General features: G+C 69.6%; 16 protein-coding genes. 11 read left to right on the top strand and 5 right to left on the bottom strand.

Annotation, left to right across the window (positions count from 1 at the left end; all coding sequences use genetic code 11):
• The first annotated feature begins 32 nt into the window (after positions 1-32).
• Genes AX750_RS05830 through AX750_RS05820 form a run of 3 tightly spaced genes read left to right on the top strand, consistent with a single transcriptional unit; the run spans position 33 to position 2,832 of the window.
• Positions 33-1,838 (top strand): ATP-binding protein, encoded by a 1,806-nt coding sequence (locus AX750_RS05830; protein WP_066719539.1) that lies wholly within the window; start codon positions 33-35, stop codon positions 1,836-1,838.
• Between the two features lie 15 nt (positions 1,839-1,853).
• Positions 1,854-2,468, top strand: coding sequence for a hypothetical protein (locus AX750_RS05825; RefSeq protein WP_066719536.1), 615 nt, complete (start codon positions 1,854-1,856; stop codon positions 2,466-2,468).
• Positions 2,469-2,496: 28 nt separating this feature from the next.
• A complete protein-coding gene (locus tag AX750_RS05820; protein ID WP_066719533.1) occupies positions 2,497-2,832 on the top strand; it encodes a DUF1491 family protein in 336 nt (111 codons plus the stop codon).
• 18 nt (positions 2,833-2,850) lie between these two features.
• Here AX750_RS05820 and AX750_RS05815 read toward each other — a convergent pair whose 3' ends face one another.
• The gene (locus AX750_RS05815) at positions 2,851-3,984 is read right to left on the bottom strand and encodes a DUF2336 domain-containing protein (protein WP_066719531.1); all 1,134 of its coding nucleotides are present in this window, start codon (positions 3,982-3,984) and stop codon (positions 2,851-2,853) included.
• Positions 3,985-4,127: 143 nt separating this feature from the next.
• Between AX750_RS05815 and AX750_RS05810 the strand changes: the two genes are divergently transcribed.
• On the top strand, positions 4,128-4,358 hold the full coding sequence (locus tag AX750_RS05810; RefSeq protein WP_066719529.1) for a hypothetical protein: 231 nt from the start codon (positions 4,128-4,130) through the stop codon (positions 4,356-4,358).
• Complete coding sequence (locus AX750_RS05805; protein WP_066719527.1) at positions 4,355-5,152, top strand: hypothetical protein; 798 nt, start codon at positions 4,355-4,357, stop codon at positions 5,150-5,152. Before AX750_RS05810 ends, AX750_RS05805 begins: the two co-directional genes overlap by 4 nt.
• A gap of 1 nt (position 5,153) precedes the next feature.
• Here the strand turns inward: AX750_RS05805 and AX750_RS05800 are convergent, their stop codons facing one another.
• The 3 genes from AX750_RS05800 to AX750_RS05790 form a co-directional block, all read right to left on the bottom strand.
• Complete coding sequence (locus tag AX750_RS05800) at positions 5,154-5,792, bottom strand: hypothetical protein (RefSeq protein WP_156446504.1); 639 nt, start codon at positions 5,790-5,792, stop codon at positions 5,154-5,156.
• Positions 5,789-6,364, bottom strand: a complete 576-nt coding sequence (locus tag AX750_RS05795; RefSeq protein ID WP_067253732.1) for a DUF1214 domain-containing protein — start codon at positions 6,362-6,364, stop codon at positions 5,789-5,791. Before AX750_RS05795 ends, AX750_RS05800 begins: the two co-directional genes overlap by 4 nt.
• 92 nt (positions 6,365-6,456) lie before the next feature.
• A complete protein-coding gene (locus AX750_RS05790) occupies positions 6,457-8,682 on the bottom strand; it encodes a PBP1A family penicillin-binding protein (protein ID WP_082735317.1) in 2,226 nt (741 codons plus the stop codon).
• A 273-nt stretch (positions 8,683-8,955) separates the two neighbouring features.
• Between AX750_RS05790 and AX750_RS05785 the strand changes: the two genes are divergently transcribed.
• From AX750_RS05785 to ppdK, 4 genes are all read left to right on the top strand, one after another.
• Positions 8,956-9,444, top strand: coding sequence for a YcgN family cysteine cluster protein (locus tag AX750_RS05785; RefSeq protein WP_066724521.1), 489 nt, complete (start codon positions 8,956-8,958; stop codon positions 9,442-9,444).
• A 97-nt stretch (positions 9,445-9,541) separates the two neighbouring features.
• Entirely contained in the window at positions 9,542-9,775 is a 234-nt protein-coding gene (locus AX750_RS25875; protein WP_066724514.1) for an AbrB/MazE/SpoVT family DNA-binding domain-containing protein, read from the top strand.
• A complete protein-coding gene (locus AX750_RS25870; RefSeq protein ID WP_156446643.1) occupies positions 9,776-10,201 on the top strand; it encodes a type II toxin-antitoxin system VapC family toxin in 426 nt (141 codons plus the stop codon). It begins immediately after the preceding gene.
• Between the two features lie 149 nt (positions 10,202-10,350).
• Positions 10,351-13,035 (top strand): pyruvate, phosphate dikinase, encoded by a 2,685-nt coding sequence (ppdK, locus tag AX750_RS05770; protein ID WP_066724511.1) that lies wholly within the window; start codon positions 10,351-10,353, stop codon positions 13,033-13,035.
• 80 nt (positions 13,036-13,115) lie between these two features.
• On the opposite strand, the gene AX750_RS05765 is transcribed toward ppdK, so the two are convergent.
• Positions 13,116-13,730: a TetR/AcrR family transcriptional regulator gene (locus tag AX750_RS05765; RefSeq protein WP_082735316.1), complete on the bottom strand. Its 615-nt coding sequence runs from the start codon at positions 13,728-13,730 to the stop codon at positions 13,116-13,118.
• Positions 13,731-13,920: 190 nt separating this feature from the next.
• Between AX750_RS05765 and AX750_RS05760 the strand changes: the two genes are divergently transcribed.
• Complete coding sequence (locus AX750_RS05760; RefSeq protein WP_066724505.1) at positions 13,921-14,379, top strand: (2Fe-2S)-binding protein; 459 nt, start codon at positions 13,921-13,923, stop codon at positions 14,377-14,379.
• A gap of 2 nt (positions 14,380-14,381) precedes the next feature.
• Positions 14,382-16,538: a xanthine dehydrogenase family protein molybdopterin-binding subunit gene (locus AX750_RS05755; protein WP_066724502.1), complete on the top strand. Its 2,157-nt coding sequence runs from the start codon at positions 14,382-14,384 to the stop codon at positions 16,536-16,538.
• Positions 16,539-16,780 lie beyond the last annotated feature (242 nt).

Below are 16,780 nucleotides of genomic sequence, written 5' to 3'. Positions count from 1 at the left end.
ACGGCCCGCGGCAGTCGGGCGTTGCGTTATCCATGAAGCTGCAGGCGGTCAGGACACAGGTGGCGGCGATGGTGCACGCATCCGTGCTGCCCCATTCGCTCGAGCGCATGCGCCATGAGCGTTTCATCCTGACGCGCCTGTTGGTCGGCGGCATCGCGCTTGGCCTCGCCCCGGCCTATCTCGCCTGGCGCGGCACGCTGGGTGCGCTGGAGGCTGCCGTCGTCGTCGCTGCCGCCCTCCCTCTGCTGGCGGTCGTCGTGCTGTCGAAGAGCGGACGTCTCGACATCGCGCACTGCATTTCGGCCGCGGCCCTCTCGCTCTTCATCGGCGCTCTCGCCGGCATGACCGGAGGCTCCGCTTCGCCGCTGCTGCTCTGGCTGGCGGCTGTGCCGGCCGAGGCGATGTTCTTCGGGACGCGGCGCTATGTGGCGCGCGCCGGCATCATCGCCGCCATCATCCTGCTTGCCGTCATGCTTCTGGACCGGGAAGGCGTTTTCGTCGCGCATGCGGCCTGGTCCCACGAGATGATGCCGACGCTCGTCATCGCCGCCATCATCCAGGCCATGATCGTGGCCGTCGGCTTCCTGCACCGCCGCCGGGAGGAGTTGCGCGAGCATCGCGCCTCCGATCAGCGGGCCCAGCTCCTGCTGGACCATGTCGGCGATCTCGTCACCTGGCACGACGCCACCGGCGCCGTCGTCTTCGCCAACCAGGCGGCCCGTTCGCTGGCGGGGGCCGATCCGCAGGATCTGCACGGGCGCGGCCTGCTCGACCGCGTGCATGTCGCCGACCGCCCGCTTTTCCTCAAGGCGCTGAGCGATGCCGCCCATGGGGCCGGTTCGGCGACCGCCTGCTTCCGCACGCTCTTCATCCCAAGAGGCGAGACCGAGCGGCATCACCCCGTCTCCCTCTGGCTGGAGATGCAGGCTCACCGCATCGAGACCGCCGGCCCCGGCGACAGCGCCGCGGTGGTCTGCGTCATGCGCGACATCACCGCCCGCCGCGCCCTCGAGGAGGAGCAGGCCAAGGACCATGCCGAGGCGCTCAAGGCCAGCGATGTCAAGGGCCGCTTCCTCGCGACCGTGAGCCACGAGCTGCGCACTCCGCTCAACGCCATCATCGGCTTCTCCGAAATGCTGAGCGACGAGGCGCAGGGCTGGCTGGATGCCGGCAAGCGGCTGGAATATGCGCGCATCATCCACAGCTCGGGCCATCATCTGCTCGACGTGGTCAACACGCTGCTCGACATCTCCAAGATCGAGAGCGGCACGATGACGATCGACCAGGAGCCGCTCGACCTGTCCGACATGGCGCGCGACTGCCTGGCGCTGATGAACCTGCGGGCCGAGGCCGGCGAGATCCGGTTGGAGCGTGTACTCGGCCCGGATCTGCCGCTGGTGCAGGGCGATCGGCGTGCGCTCAAGCAGGTGATGATCAACCTGCTCTCCAACGCGATCAAGTTCACGCCGCCGGGAGGGCGCGTCGTGCTGGCGGTCGTGCGCGACGGCGACATGATCGACCTGTCCGTGTCTGATACCGGTATCGGCATCGCCGCCGCCGACCTGCCGCGCCTGGGCGATCCCTTCTTCCAGGCCAAGGGATCCTATGACCGCGCCTATGAGGGCACGGGGCTCGGCCTCTCCGTCGTGCGCGGCCTCGTTGGGCTGCATGGCGGGCGCCTCACCATCGAGAGCGCGCCGGGCGTCGGCACACGGGTCTGCGTGCGCCTGCCGGTGGCCGGCGTCGCCGATGCCGAGCAGCCGGCCCGCATCGCCACCTTTGCCCGCGCCCCGCGCCGCGGCCTGGAATCGAAGACGCCGTTTCGCCTGACCGCCTGACCCACGAGCTCGCGCATGTCCACGATCGCCGCCCGCGCCCATTCCGGCGTTTCCCTCTCCGCTCCGGCCGTCCGGCGTCCGGCCAAGCCGGCCGCGGCAGCGCGCCGCAAGCCCGGCTGGCTCGGCCGCATCGGCCGCCTGGCGCTGCGAAAGCCGGGCCGGGCGCTGGCGATGCTGCTCTTCGCGGCGCTTTCGGGCGCCATCCTCGCCAACGCGCTATTCTTCCAGAAGGCCCGCCATCCGGCGCCGATGATCTCCGCCCCCTCGGCTCCCGCGCCGGCCCGTCAGGCCGTGCGCACCGAGCCGCCTGCGGCCCAGCCGGCACCGCTTCAGGCCGCGCCGGCGCCTGCTCCGGCGGTCGGCACGCCGATGCCGCCGTCGCGGCCGACGGAGCTGACGCAGCCGGCCCGCGAGGCTCAGCCGCGAGAAGCCGCTCCGCGTCCCCCGGCGCCGGTGACCAATGTCGCCCGCAGCGCTCCGACCGCGGCGCTGCCCGCGGCGCGCGCCCCAGCCGCGCCGCGTGACCCGATCGCCGACCTGATCAACGGCGCCGACATCCGGCCGCCGGCGGATGTGCGGCCCGTGGCGCAGGCGCGCCAGGCCCAGCCGCGCCGCAGCGTCGAAAACTGAGCCCTGTCGCCGCCTTTCGCGAGGCCCCATGGCGCGCCTGACCAGCGATTTCTGGGTATCGGCCTATCTGCGTCAGGCGGCGCATGATGGGCTGGTTGCCGTACTCCGGCGGCGCGGCGCGGCCGAGGCCGGCGCCATATTCGTCAAGCTCGATCGGCTCGACCGCACGGCGGCGCTCTATGGCCCGGCGCCGCAGGCCCTGGCGGAGGATGACGGCGTCCGCCGCTTCCAGCTCCTGCTCGACGGCGATCCCCTGAGCGTCGAGGAGCGCATGGCGCGCGAGTTGCGGTTCGACAGCGATCTCTGGCTGGTCGAGATCGAGAACCGCGCCGGCGATCCGCTCCTCGATCTGGTCGAGAGCTGAGGAAGAGCCGGTATCCGGTCAGGCGCCGTCTCGCTTCGCCCCGATCTTGCGCAGGATCTCGCTCGTGCTGCCGGCTGGCTCGGTCCGGGCCGGAGACTGTCGCGCAGGCGTGCCGCTCGGATCCATCGCCGGCTGATGCTGACCCTTGCGGAGGGTCGCCACGGGCGCCGTTCCGCCGATCTGGGCGACCAGCCGCTGCGCGATCGCCGGCCGCACGGAGCGCATCAGCGCGACCACCGCGAAGATGCGATCGACCGAATGAGCCGCCTCGTCGCCGAGGCGGATCAGAAAGCGCGTGGCATCCTCGACACTGGCCCCCGCCGCCGTCAGCGCCAGCGCCGTGAGATCCCGCGATACGTCTGCCTCGAGCGCGCTCGCCAGCGCCGGTCCGCCGCCGAGATGGCGCGCCAGCGCCTCGAAGGCGCCCGCGCGATCGTCCGGGGCCGTGGCGAGCCAGCCTGCCAGCGCCTCGGCCGAGACCGCAGGCCGGCGTTCGGTCGGGCTCAGCGCCTCAAGGGCCGCCAGCGAATCGAGGATCGCCTGGCGACGTTCCGGTCCGGCGGAGAGGAACAGCGGCGCGATCTCGGCGCTCGACAGATCGCGCCGCGCCAGCAGCGGCTGGGCATAGCCGGCATCGAGCCGCGCCCGCGCCAGCAGGAGATCGAGTGCCGCCCGGGGCAGGGCGATCGCCGTATTGCCCATCAGGGCGAAGTCGAGCGCACGCTCCCCACGCTCGACCAGTATCAGCACGGCGGTCGCCGTCAGGTCGGCCCGCTCGGCCAGCGCGGCCGGCAGGCGTCCGTCGGAGGAGCCGGCCAACCCTTCGATCTCGGCTTCGCCCAGCGGCAGCCCATGCTGGATCAGGGCGGCGAGGACGGCTCCGCCGCGGGCGCGCAGGGCCGCAACGGCGCGGGCAGGCGCATGACGCCAGCCGGCGATTTTGCGGGCGAGGATCACCGCGGTCGCCTCGTCGATGCCGGGCACCAGCGTCGCAGCCATCTCGCCGAAGGCGGCGAGGTCGTCCGGCGCGGGGCTCGGCGTGGACATCAGGAGATCCGCTTTCACCCGCAGCGACACCTGGCTGAGATCGAGCCCGCCATCCCGTGCCAGACGGGCGAGCTGGGCGATTTCGGCGGAAATGCGCGACGGCATGGGCTTCTCGACTGTGATTCTGGGCTCGCAGCGAGAGTAATCCCCGAGGCTTTAAGAGCGCGTTAACCATGTCCGGTCCTGATGTGAACCGGAGAGCGATCTCCCGCGACCCACTTTTAGGCGCCAAGGCATGGAGGCGCATCATGGCCGTCGTCATCTCCCTTGCGTCCCGGCTGCGGGCGCATAACCCGGAAGACCGGACCGAGCGTCCGCAGTCTGCCGCAATCCTGTTTTTCACGGGCGTTCGCTACGAGCGTGAGGTCGAGCCGGCTCCCGCCGATCCGGTGGTCCGGCGCCGTTCCCGCGCGCTGGCAGCGGGCACCGTCCGCCCGAAGCGGCCGCGGAAGGCGACCGTCGCCCGGCACCCGGCGTGATCCGTCGCAGCCGCCCGGTGAACCGGCTCGCAGCGCGGGCCGGAGCGCTCACGCTGCTGCTCGCGGCGGGCGCCTGCACGGGCGATCTCGGCCGGCCGCGGCAGGACATCGTCAGCCAGTTGCTGGCGCCACAGGCCGGTTTCTGGGCGGCCACCGCCCGCGGCGAGGCGGCCTCGCATTTTCGCTTCACCGACGACGAGGAACAGCTGCGCGACCGGGCCTGGCGCTTCGTCATGCCCGGCCATGAGCGCAGCGTCTTCCAGGCGCAGACCGCTGCCCTGGCCCATGCGCGCATCCTGCCGGCGCAGCTGCATCTGGGCTACCGGGCGGAATACTTCCAGGCGCTGACCGGCGGTTCCTTCGCCTCCCAGGCCTCGCGTTACGCCAGGCTCGCCGAGGATGCCAATGCCGACCGCATCCTGATCGGCCCGTTCCGCGCCAATGCCATGCGCGTCGTCGCGGCAGACCGGGTCCGGATGCGGGCGGCGGAAACCTCGCCCGACGTCGCGCCGTCCCAGCTGGATCCGGCTTTCGCCCGCGTCGTCGAGAACGAGGGGCTAATTCTCTGGGTCTGCGAGCGCGTCGGCTTCCGGATCGAATCCTATCGCTACGCGCTCGCCAACCTCGTCGTCGAGATGCCGTCGCGGGAGGCGATCCGGGCCGAACGCGCGATCATGGCCCTGGAGGCGGAGGCCGGCCCGCTCTGCAAGATGCCGCTGATCGGCGTCTTCGGCGGCGAGCGCGGCGGGGCCGCAGGCGAGGGCGACAAACGCCCCGTGACCTACAAGGGCTGAGCTAGTCGGCCATGCCGCAGGCGACGCCGGAGGCGAGTGCCTCGGCATCGGCGCGGTCGGACGGCAGCCGCGCCAGCACCCGCACCACGATCAGCCCGCGCTCGCTGTCGGAGACGACGCGCAACTCGCGCGCGGCCTCGCCTTCCTCGTCGCGGGCATCGCGTTCATCGCGCTGCTCCTGCGTCATCACCACGAATTCGAGGACGCCGCGGATCGCGGCCCGGTCGGTGATGGCGTAGAGCGTGCCGCCGCCCTGGCGGTGCAGCGTGACCGCGAGCGGCAGCGCTCCGGCCCGCGCGACGACGCGCATCGGGCCCGCCGCGAGATCGTAGCTGCAGACCGCCGTCACCGTCGCCGGATCGTCCTCGCGCGGCAGCGGCAGTCCGCGGGCATCGCCGGCCTTGACCAGCTCCGCCTGGCCGCCGGCGCCGAGCGCGGCATAGGCATGGGCGGCGTCGCTTTCCGAGAGGACCGGGATCAGCAGGATCGTCACGATATGGACAATGCCGGCCAGCACGAGCCCGGCGCTCGTCGCGAGCAGGAGCCGGCGAATCGCAGCAGCGAGGCGGCTCCGCAGCGGCAGGGCCGGCGCGGTCCGCAGCGGCGGCGCCGGCTGGGCGGCGGGATCGGCGGCGCTCATGGGCACGCGATCCGCTGGATGCGCGGCAGGCTCTCGGCCCGCGTCTCGCCCGCCTGGGTCGCGATCGGCGTGTCGTAGAGGCGCAGCCGGAACTGGAAACGCCCGCTCGTCGGCAGCGGCAGCCAGTCGCCCGCCTGCGGCCAGGCCGCCGCGGCGATCTGCAGCGAGCCGTTCTCCGCCCGCACCACCTCCGCATCGGTGAAGCCGCTGCGGTCCAGCGGCAGGCGGAAAGAGCGGCCGTCGGCATCGGTCACCGACAGCGTCCAGCCGCGCGTCGTCGGTATCTCGCCCGAGAGACGGTAGAGACAGCGCCCGTCCAGCGCGCGGCCCGCCTCGTCACGCTCCGCGATCAGTTCCAGGCCCTCGCCGGTGCCGAGGGGCAGATGCACGCCGCGGGCGAGATAGGCGCGCATATAGGGGTCGATGTCGCGCCCGCCGCTGCGCGGCCAGGCCTGCCAGGGGCCGATCTCGACCATCCCCAGCAGCGGCCGCCCGGCCACCGCCAGATGGGCGGAGGCGAGACCCAGCCCGGCACCGAGCGCGATCACATAGGCCAGATGGACGACGCGCAAGGGCCTGCCTTCGGAAGCGACCGTCGATGCGGGACGGCGGCGGGAATTGAACAAGCGGGTGGCGGCGCGTCAACACGCCGCCCGCACCATGCCTAGCGGATTGTCCGCTGCTCGGCCCCCGACGAGACGTCGCGGATGCCGACCTGGAGCGGTTGCCCGGCCCGGCGTGGGGCCTCGATCGTCTTGAACATCGCGCCCACGGAGGAGAGCACCTCGAAGGACTGCCGCGGCATGTGGCCGGCGCCCGGCCCGGCTGCGGAAACGATGGCGGCGGGCGTCTGCGCCTTGGCCACCGTCGCCGCCTTCGGATCGGGCGGGGCGACGCCGGGAATCGGCTTCAGTTCCAGACCCTGATGGGCGAACTGCATGATTTCCTTCCAGGTCATGGCCGGCAGGGAGCCACCAGTCATGTTGGCCGTCTCGGAAGAATCGTCGTTGCCGTACCAGACCGCGCCGACGAGGTTGCCGGAATAGCCGACATACCAGGCGTCCTTGTAGCCGTTGGTCGTACCCGTCTTGCCGGCGGTGACGACGCCCTCCAGCGCCGCACGCCGACCCGTTCCCTCGGTCGGCACCTTCGATAGCATGAAGTTGATGTCCTGCGCCACCTGCGTGCTCAGCACCTGGGCCGGCTCCGTCTCGTCGCGGTCGTGCCGGTAGATCACCTCGCCATGCGAGTTGCGGATCTCGATCGCGGCATAGGGTCGGGCCCGCCTGCCGCCATTGGCGAAGACGGCATAGCCCGCGGCCATGTCGATGACGGTGACTTCGGCGGCGCCGATCGGCAGTGACACCGTGTCGGTCAGTGGCGAGTTCAGCCCCATGGCGCGGCTGGTTTCGATGATCTTCAGCCGGCCGATGCGGGCGGCGCGCGCGACATGGCTCTCGCCGGTGGCCTGGCCGAGCGCGATCGACATCTGCACCGGGATCGTGTTGATCGACTTCGCCAGCGCCACCGTCAGCGGCATCGAGCCGGCGAAGGAGCGCCCGTAATTGTTGGGGCACCAGTTGCCGATGCAGACCGGCCGGTCTGTGACGATGCTGTTCGGCCTGTAGAGCCCCGCCTGCATCGCCGCCGCATAGACGAAGGGCTTGAAGGAGGAGCCGGGCTGCCGCAGGCTCGCCGTCGCCCGGTTGAACTGGCTCGCGCCGTAGTCGCGTCCGCCGACCAGCGCCCTGACCGCGCCGTCGGTCTCCATGATGGCGGTGGCGGCCTGCTTGGCGCGATAGCTCGGCCCGTGCTGGCGCAGGATGGATTCGATCGCCTCGTCCGCCCGCTCCTGGATGGCCGGGTCGTGCGGCGTCTTCACCGTCAGAACCCGCTCCGGGCCGATCTTGCCGTCGTCCGCGAGACGGCGGATCTCGTCGAAGGCCCAGTCGAGATAATAGTCCGGGCTGGAGTCGCGGCGCCGGTCGATCGGTGTCGCCGGATTGCGCTTGGCGCTGTCGACCTGGCCCGCCGTCATGAAGCCGGCATCGACCATGGCGTTGAGCACGTCATTGGCGCGGGCGCGCGCCGCCGGCAGGTTGACATGGGGCGCGTACTTCGTCGGCGCCTTGAACAGCCCGGCCAGCATCGCGGCCTCTGCCAGGGTGACGTCGCGCACCGACTTGCCGAAATAGTATTCCGCCGCCGCCGCCACCCCGAAGGTGCCGCCGCCCATATAGGCGCGGTCGAGATAGAGCTTCAGGATCTCGTTCTTGGTCAGCCTCTGCTCCAGCCAGATCGCCAGGAAGGCTTCCTTGATCTTGCGGTCGAGCGAGCGCTCATTGGTCAGGAACAGGTTCTTGGCGAGCTGCTGCGTCAGCGAGGAGCCGCCTTGCACCACACCGGAGGCGCGCGCGTTCACCGTCACCGCCCGGAAGGTGCCGATCACGTCGATGCCGAAATGGTCGTAGAAGCGCCGGTCCTCCGTCGCGAGCACGGCCTTGAGCAGGTGGTCGGGCATCTCCTCGAGCGTCAGCGAGTCGTCGTGGCGCGCGCCGCGATGGCCGATCTCGACGCCGTAGCGGTCGAGGAAGGTCACGGCGAAGACCTGGTGCTTGAGCGCGTCCTCGCGCCCTTCGTGAAAGGCGGGGATGGCGAGGGCCAGCATCAGGAAGGCGCCGGCGATGCCGAGATTGAGCCCTTCGCTGATGCCTTCGACCGCCAGCCTCTGGCCGCCGCTGACGGTGAGGCGGTCGGTAGCACTGCGGATGCGCTCATAGACCTCGCCACCGCGGCGCGCCGCGCCCCACAGGCCGGCATCGACCCATGAATCGACCGCCAGCGCGAAGCGCTTCAATCGGGTCGTCCAGCCTGTCTTCCTGAACTCCATCGCCGTCCTGGGACCCCGCCGACAGCTGCCGTCCCGATCGACGGTGCCACGGTTATGCTACATTCCGGCCAGCCCGCTCTCATCATCCTGCCGGACTGGACATACATATCCTGTTGTCGCGCGCGTGCCAGAGGCCCGGCGTGAAATGCAGGGACAGCAGATTCCTTGCCACGGCGCCTGTCCCGTTTCGGGACGCTTTTGATACGCGGGCTGCGCGGCGGCGGATGCGCCGCCCGTGCTTCCCTCGGCCCGCCGGCCGTCGCATAAGGCCCCATGGTCAACGATCCCAAGCCCGACGAACCCTTCTGGCGCACCACGCCGCTCGAGGCGATGAACCGCGAGCAATGGGAATCGCTCTGCGACGGGTGCGGCCGCTGCTGCCTCGTCAAGCTGCAGGACGAGGATACCGGCGCGATCCTGGCCACCGATATCGGTTGCCGCCTGTTCGATGCCGGCACCTGCCGCTGCAAGGACTATGAGAACCGGTCCACCATCGTCCCCGATTGCGTCACCCTGACGCCGCATGACGTGCGCACGCTGCCCTGGCTGCCGCCGACCTGCGCCTACCGGCTGGTCGCGGAGGGACGCGATCTGCCCTGGTGGCATCCCCTCGTCTCCGGCGACCCTGAGACGGTGGTCGAGGCCGGTGTCGCGGTCCGCAATCGCGTCTTCGCCAGCGAGGACGACGTGCCCGACGAGGACGTGCCGGACCGCATCGTCGCCTGGCCGCTGCGCTGGCCGAAGAAGGCGAGGGCGCGCTGAGGCTTGGGAAACGCCCCTCCGAAGGCGTCGGCCGTATTGGCGCTTGGCAAGGGGCGCTCTGGTTCTTACATATGTGAGTAAGAAGCGGAGCGAAACCATGCGCATCACGTCGAAAGGCCAGGTGACGATACCGGCCGACATCCGCGAGCAGGCAGGCCTGCTGCCACATACCGAAGTCGAGTTTGATTTCGACGGCAGCGTCGTCCGGATTACACCCGCGAAGCCTGGCCGGAAGCCCACGCGCGGCGCCAGGCTCATCGCTCATCTTCGCGGCCGCGGCGACGTCCAGATGAGCACGGATGAGATCATGGCGTTGACGCGGGAGGGCTGAGTGCCTGCCGTTCTCGTCGACAGCAATGTTCTGCTCGATGTGATGACGGAAGATCCACACTGGTTCTCCTGGTCGGCCCGCGCCCTGGAACAGGCGGCCGACCGTTTCCGGCTCGTCATTAACCCGATCGTCTATGCCGAGGTGTCGACCCTCTATGCCCGGATCGAGGACGTCGACGCCGCCTTGCCAAGTGCCATGATCGACCGGGAGCCGATCCCTTTCGAAGCGGCCTTTCTCGCCGGCAAGTGCTTTCTCAGCTACCGGCGGCGCGGCGGCACGAAGCTGTCGCCATTGCCCGATTTCTTCATCGGCGCTCATGCTGCGGTGGCCGGATACAGTCTCATCACGCGGGATTCGTCGCGCTACCGGACCTATTTCCCGAAGCTCTCCCTGGTGGCGCCGGACGCTGCGCCGCTCGACGGCTGACCTCGCCGGATCGGGTGGCCCTTCGGCTCATTGATTGTTCATGCGCTTTTCGGCATGACCACGCCGCGATGCCGTGTTGCGGCGCACGCGAACCATTCGCCGGCCGCTGCGTTGGTGCGCGGTCTGGATGATGTGAAGGGGCTGGGACGATGGCTGGCGGGAAGTGGGTCTACACCTTCGGCGATGGCAAGGCCGAGGGCGAGGCGGGCATGAAGAACCTGCTCGGCGGCAAGGGGGCCAACCTCGCCGAGATGAGCAATCTCGGCCTGCCGGTACCGCCCGGCTTCACCATCACCACCGAGGTCTGCACCTGGTATTACGACAACGGCAAACAGTTTCCGCCGGATCTCGAGGCGCAGGCCCAGGCCGCGCTCGCCGAGATGGGCCGCCTGACCGGAAAGACTTTCGGCGACCCGGCCAATCCGCTTCTGGTGTCGGTTCGCTCGGGCGCCCGCGCCTCGATGCCGGGCATGATGGACACCGTCCTCAATCTCGGCCTGAACGACGTCACCGTCGAGGCGGTGGCCAAGGCCTCGGGCGATGCCCGCTTCGCCTGGGACAGCTATCGCCGCTTCATCACGATGTATTCCAACGTCGTGCTCGACGTCGATCACGGCCATTTCGAGGAGGCGCTCGAGGACTACAAGGAGCGCAAGGGCCTGCATCTCGACACCGATCTCGGCGCCGAGGACTGGAAGGTCCTCGTCGGCAAGTACAAGGACATCGTGAAGAAGGCGCTGGGTAGCGACTTCCCGCAGGACCCGCGCGACCAGCTCTGGGGCGCGGTCGGCGCCGTCTTCTCCTCCTGGATGAATGCGCGCGCGATCAAGTATCGCGAGCTCAACAACATCCCCGCCGCCTGGGGCACGGCTGTGAATGTCCAGTCGATGGTGTTCGGCAATATGGGCGACACCTCGGCCACCGGCGTCGCCTTCACGCGCAACCCGTCGACCGGCGAGAACGCTCTTTACGGCGAGTTCCTGATCAACGCGCAGGGCGAGGATGTCGTCGCCGGCATCCGCACCCCGCAGGACATCACCGAGGCCGCCCGCAAGGAAGCCGGCTCCGACAAGCCTTCGATGGAGAAGGCAATGCCGGAGGCCTATGCCGAGCTCTGCCGGATCTACGGCATCCTCGAGAAGCATTACCGCGACATGCAGGACATGGAGTTCACCATCCAGGAGGGCAAGCTCTGGATGCTGCAGACGAGGTCCGGCAAGCGCACCGCCAAGGCGGCGCTGCGGATCGCGGTCGAACTCGCGCAGGAAGGCCTGATCTCGCAGGAGGAGGCCGTCGGCCGCGTCGAGCCCGGCGCGCTCGACCAGCTCCTGCACCCGATGATCGACCCCAAGGCCGAGCGCCGCGTGCTGACGACGGGCCTTCCGGCCTCGCCCGGAGCCGCAGCCGGTGAGATCGTCTTCAACTCGGACGAGGCCGAGAACGCCCGCAAGGCCGGCCGCAAGGTCATCCTCGTGCGCGTCGAGACCTCGCCGGAGGACATTCACGGCATGCATGCCGCCGAAGGCATCCTGACCACGCGCGGCGGCATGACATCCCATGCCGCGGTGGTGGCGCGCGGCATGGGCAAGCCCTGCGTCTCCGGCGCCGGCCAGATCCGCGTCGACTATGCCAAGGGCACGCTCACCGTCGGCCAGACCGTGCTCAAGGCCGGCGATGTCCTGACCATCGACGGCGGCAACGGCCAGGTGCTGCTCGGCGAGGTCAAGATGCAGAAGCCCGAGCTCTCCGGCGAGTTCGCGACGCTGATGGGCTGGGCTGACAAGGTTCGCCGCCTCAAGGTGCGCGCCAATGCCGAGACGCCGGACGACGCCCGCACCGCCCGCGAGTTCGGCGCCGAGGGCATCGGGCTGTGCCGCACCGAGCACATGTTCTTTGAGGCCGACCGCATCCAGTCCGTGCGCGAGATGATCCTCGCCGCCGACGACAAGGGCCGCCGCGCCGCGCTCGCCAAGCTCCTGCCGATGCAGCGCCAGGACTTCGTCCAGCTCTTCACCATCATGAGCGGGCTGCCGGTGACGATCCGCCTGCTCGACCCGCCGCTGCATGAGTTCCTGCCGCATGGCGAGGCCGAGATCGCCGCCGTCGCGCAGGCGCTGGGCGTCACGCCCGAGGCGCTGAAGCACCGCGCCACCGAGCTGCACGAATTCAACCCGATGCTCGGTTTCCGCGGAGTCCGCCTCGCGATCGCCTATCCGGAGATCGCGGAGATGCAGGCTCGGGCCATCTTCGAGGCGGCGGTCATCGCCGCTCGCGAGACCGGCAAGGCCGTGATCCCCGAGGTCATGGTGCCGCTCGTCATGGGCGTCGCCGAGCTCGATCTCGTCAAGGCGCGCATCGACGCCATGGCCAAGGAGGTCATCGCCGAGAGCAAGGTCGAGCTGACCTATCAGGTCGGCACCATGATCGAATTGCCGCGCGCCGCGCTGCGGGCCGAGGAGATCGCCAAGAGCGCCGAGTTCTTCTCCTTCGGCACCAACGACCTCACGCAGACCACGCTCGGCATCTCGCGCGACGACGCCGCCTCCTTCCTCGGCGCCTATACGGCCAAGGGCATCCTCGCGGCGGATCCGTTCGTAACGATCGACCAGGAGGGCGTCGGCGAACTGGTAAAGCTCGCCGCCGAACGCGGCCGCAAAGTCCGGCCCGACATCAAGCTCGGCATCTGCGGCGAGCATGGCGGCGATCCCGCCTCGATCGGCTTCTGCGAGAGCGTCGGCCTCGACTACGTCTCCTGCTCGCCCTTCCGCGTGCCGATCGCGCGGCTCGCCGCCGCCCAGGCGGCGCTCGGCGCGGTGCGGGCGAAGGAAGGCTGAGGCGGGGCAGCGGTGCGGCGCCTCGCCAGGGCATCGGCACGCCAGGGCGCCATTCGCCTCGCGGCGGTTGATGGCGCCGCCTACCGCCTCGCGACCGCCTGAGCCGCCAGGACGGCGATCTGACGAAGCCGCGCCTCATAGGTTTCGAGCGAAGGCTGCGGCCCCATCTTCGCGCCGATCGCGGCGTGGGCGATCGTCTCGACGATCTGTCCGGGCGCCAGGGCGCCGAGCGCGATCTCCTGCGCGGCGGCGGCCTGAGTGAGAAGGGCCGTCGCGTGGTTGCAGAAGATGTGCTCGAAGGCCTGGGCCTCCCGCGTCGCGATGCTGGCCATCACCGTCTTGAGCTCGACCAGATGCTCGCCATCGCCGAAGGCCGCATAGCCGGCGCCGAAATGCGCGAGCATCAGCGCTGAAAGCTTGTCGGGGAAGGGCAGGGGCTCCGCCATCACGGCTTCGCAGCGGGCGGCGACCTGCGCCAGAAACCGCGCCATCATCGCCCGGAAGACGTCGTCCTTGCCCCTGAAGTGCAGATAGATCGTCGCCTTCGCGAGACCGGCCTCGCGCGCGATGTCGTCCATCGAACTGCGCTTGAAGCCATAGCGCGCGAACCGTCGCAGCGCGGCATCGGCGATCTGCTCGATCCGGGTCACCGCCTCGTCCGGCGGAGCCGGGGCACATTCTCGTGATCCGTCCATTCTCACTCTTGACGAATTCCAGCCTTTGCGCGATCTACCAAATGGACTGGATCAATCCAGTGAGTCCATTTTTTTGTTCGACCACGTTTGTGGTCGCCGTCAGACGCTATGCCGGATCGGGTTCGCAGATAACCCCCGTGGCAAGACGACGTTCCGCTTCTTCACATCGCATGTCCTTCGCGAGGCAACCATGGCCCATACACTCACCGTCAATGGACGCACCCACAGCGTCGATGTCGACGACGATACGCCCCTGCTCTGGGCGATCCGCGACAATCTCGGCCTGACCGGCACCAAATTCGGCTGCGGCATCGCCCAGTGCGGCGCCTGCACGGTCTGGATCGACGGGCAGCCCGTTCGCTCCTGCGTCACGCCCGTCTCGGCGGTCGACGGCAAGGTGACGACGATCGAGGCGCTCGACAGCAAGGAGGCGAGGGCGGTCCAGGCCGCCTGGGACACAATCGACGTGCCGCAATGCGGCTATTGCCAGTCCGGCCAGGTCATGAGCGCGGTGGCCCTGCTCACGGCCAACCCCAAGCCCAGCGACAGCGACATCGATGCCGCCATGAACGGCAACATCTGCCGCTGTGCCACCTATGCCCGCATCCGCACGGCGATCCACGCCGCGGCCCGCACCCTGGAGGGCTGATCATGACCGCGCACGATCTCACGCTCTCGCGCCGCTCGCTGCTGGCCGGCGCCGGCGGCCTCGTCATCGCCCTCCACCTCCCCAAGGCGGCCCGCGCCCAGCAGGCGGCCGGGGCCGCGACCTTCGCGCCCAACGCCTTCATCCGCGTCGCCGCCGACAGCAGCGTGACCGTTATCGTCAAGCACATCGAGTTCGGCCAGGGTCCCTTTACCGGGCTCGCCACGCTCGTCGCCGAGGAGATGGACGCCGACTGGAGCCAGATGCGGGCGGAGCACGCCCCTGCCGACGTCAAGCTTTATGCCAATCTCGCCTTCGGCGTGCAGGGCACCGGCGGCTCGACCGCGATGGCCAACTCCTTCGAGCAGATCCGCAAGGCGGCCGCGACCGCCCGTCTGATGCTCGTGCAGGCCGCCGCCCAGGCCTGGAAGGTGCCGGCCGGGGAGATCACCATCGAGGCGGGCGTGCTGAAGCATGCTTCGGGCAAGCAGGGCCGCTTCGGCGACTTCGCCGAGGCTGCCGCCAAGCTGCCGGCGCCGGCCGACGCTCCGCTGAAGCAGCCCGCGCAGTTCAGGTTCATCGGCAAGGAAGGTGCGGTCAGACGCATCGACGGTGCCGACAAGGCCCGTGGCAAGGCGCAGTTCACCATCGACATCGCCGCGCCCGGCATGCTGACCGTCGTCGTCGCCCGGCCGCCGCGATTCGGCGGGAAGGTGGCGAGCTTCGATGCGACGGAGGCCCTCAAGGTCAAGGGCGTGGTCGACGTCAAGCAGATCGGCTCCGGCATCGCCGTCTACGGTCAGGGCATGTGGCCGGCGATCAAGGGGCGCGAGGCGCTGAAGGTTACCTGGGATGAGAGCGGAGCCGAGACACGCGGCAGCGCCGAGATCGTCGCCGCGTATCGCGCGCTCGCCCGCACGCCCGGCACCGTCGCCGGGAGCCATGGCGATGCGCAGGCCGTTCTCGCCAAGGCGGAGCGGGTGATCGAGGCGGAATACGTCTTCCCCTATCTCGCCCATGCGCCGATGGAGCCGCTCGACGGCTATCTGGAATGGAATGCGCAGGGCGCGCTCGCCCGCTTCGGCAGCCAGTTCCAGACCACCGAACACCAGACCATCGCCACGATCCTGGAACTGCCGCCGGAAAAGGTGAAGCTCGAGACCATGCTGGCCGGCGGTTCCTTCGGGCGGCGTGCCCAGGTCAGCCAGCATCTGGCGGCGGAACTGGCGATGTGCGCCAAGGCGATCGGCCCCAACCGGCCGGTCAAGCTGGTCTGGACCCGCGAGGACGACCTGACCGGCGGCCATTATCGTCCGCTCTTCGTCCATCGCCTGCGCGGCGCGGTGAAGGATGGCAGGATCACCGCCTGGACCAACAGCATCGTCGGCCAGTCCTTCTTCCTCGGCACGCCCTTCGAGGCGATGACGGTGAAGAACGGCATCGACGCGACGATGGTCGAGGGCGCCGATGAGCTGCCCTATGAGATCGCGGATTTCCGCTGCGAGGTTCACACCGCCAAGGTCGGCGTTCCGACTCTATGGTGGCGCTCGGTCGGGCACACCCACACCGCCTATGCGGTCGAGTGCTTCATCGACGAACTGCTCCATGCCGCGGGGCAGGACCCGGTGCAGGGCCGTCTTGCCCTGATGGGTAAGGAGCCGCGGCTGGCTGCCGTGCTGAAGGCTGTCGCGGAACTGGCGAAATGGACCGGCCCAGACGCCGGCAACGGCCGGGCCCGCGGCGTCGCGGTGGCGGAGAGCTTCGGCTCCTTCGTCGCCCAGATCGCCGAGGTCTCGATCGGTCCCGACGGCGAGCCCAAGGTCCACAAGGTCTGGTGCGCGATCGATTGCGGCATCGCGGTCAACCCCGACGTGATCCGCGCCCAGATGGAAGGCGGTATCGGTTTCGGCCTCGGCCATGCCCTCTATGGCGAGATCACGCTCGACAAGGGCAAGCCGGTGCAGACCAATTTCGACAGCTACCGCTCGCTGCGCTTCCAGGAGATGCCGCAGGTCGAGGTCGCGATCATCGCCTCCACCGAGAAGCCGACCGGCGTCGGCGAGCCCGGCGTTCCGCCGATCGGTCCCGCCGTGGCCAATGCGCTGGCCCGCCTCGGCCGCGACCGCCCGCGCCAGCTGCCGATGGTCGGCGGGACGGTTTGAGCCGACAACCGGCGCCGGCAACGGCATGGCCAATCGCCGGCAGGCTCGCGAGAGCCTGCCGGCTTTCGCATGCTCGTCCCGCCCTCGCTGGACCCGCGTTGCCTTTTGTGCTAGGCATCTCCATGTAAGACGAGATGCGGCCGGGTTCTGGCCATCATCCGCGCGGTCCTCTTCGGTCGGCGGCCACGATTCAGATCCACCACACATCGACTACGAGACCATGGCAGGCGTCCGCGCGCCGC

Source organism: Methylobacterium sp. CCH7-A2 (assembly GCF_001557075.1).
Taxonomy (GTDB): domain Bacteria; phylum Pseudomonadota; class Alphaproteobacteria; order Rhizobiales; family Beijerinckiaceae; genus Allobosea; species Allobosea massiliensis.
Note: the sequence above shows the minus strand (reverse complement) of the source record. Positions and strands in the feature narration are given on the sequence as shown.

Excerpts from the sequence above, each read along its gene's own strand:
- AX750_RS05830 (WP_066719539.1), top strand. The coding sequence starts at position 33 with ATGAAGCTGCAGGCGGTCAGGACACAGGTGGCGGCGATGGTGCACGCA.
- AX750_RS05825 (WP_066719536.1), top strand. The coding sequence starts at position 1,854 with ATGTCCACGATCGCCGCCCGCGCCCATTCCGGCGTTTCCCTCTCCGCT.
- AX750_RS05820 (WP_066719533.1), top strand. The coding sequence starts at position 2,497 with ATGGCGCGCCTGACCAGCGATTTCTGGGTATCGGCCTATCTGCGTCAG.
- AX750_RS05815 (WP_066719531.1), bottom strand. The coding sequence starts at position 3,984 with ATGCCGTCGCGCATTTCCGCCGAAATCGCCCAGCTCGCCCGTCTGGCA.
- AX750_RS05810 (WP_066719529.1), top strand. The coding sequence starts at position 4,128 with ATGGCCGTCGTCATCTCCCTTGCGTCCCGGCTGCGGGCGCATAACCCG.
- AX750_RS05800 (WP_156446504.1), bottom strand. The coding sequence starts at position 5,792 with ATGAGCGCCGCCGATCCCGCCGCCCAGCCGGCGCCGCCGCTGCGGACC.
- AX750_RS05790 (WP_082735317.1), bottom strand. The coding sequence starts at position 8,682 with ATGGAGTTCAGGAAGACAGGCTGGACGACCCGATTGAAGCGCTTCGCG.
- AX750_RS05785 (WP_066724521.1), top strand. The coding sequence starts at position 8,956 with ATGGTCAACGATCCCAAGCCCGACGAACCCTTCTGGCGCACCACGCCG.
- AX750_RS25875 (WP_066724514.1), top strand. The coding sequence starts at position 9,542 with ATGCGCATCACGTCGAAAGGCCAGGTGACGATACCGGCCGACATCCGC.
- ppdK (WP_066724511.1), top strand. The coding sequence starts at position 10,351 with ATGGCTGGCGGGAAGTGGGTCTACACCTTCGGCGATGGCAAGGCCGAG.
- AX750_RS05765 (WP_082735316.1), bottom strand. The coding sequence starts at position 13,730 with ATGGACGGATCACGAGAATGTGCCCCGGCTCCGCCGGACGAGGCGGTG.
- AX750_RS05760 (WP_066724505.1), top strand. The coding sequence starts at position 13,921 with ATGGCCCATACACTCACCGTCAATGGACGCACCCACAGCGTCGATGTC.
- AX750_RS05755 (WP_066724502.1), top strand. The coding sequence starts at position 14,382 with ATGACCGCGCACGATCTCACGCTCTCGCGCCGCTCGCTGCTGGCCGGC.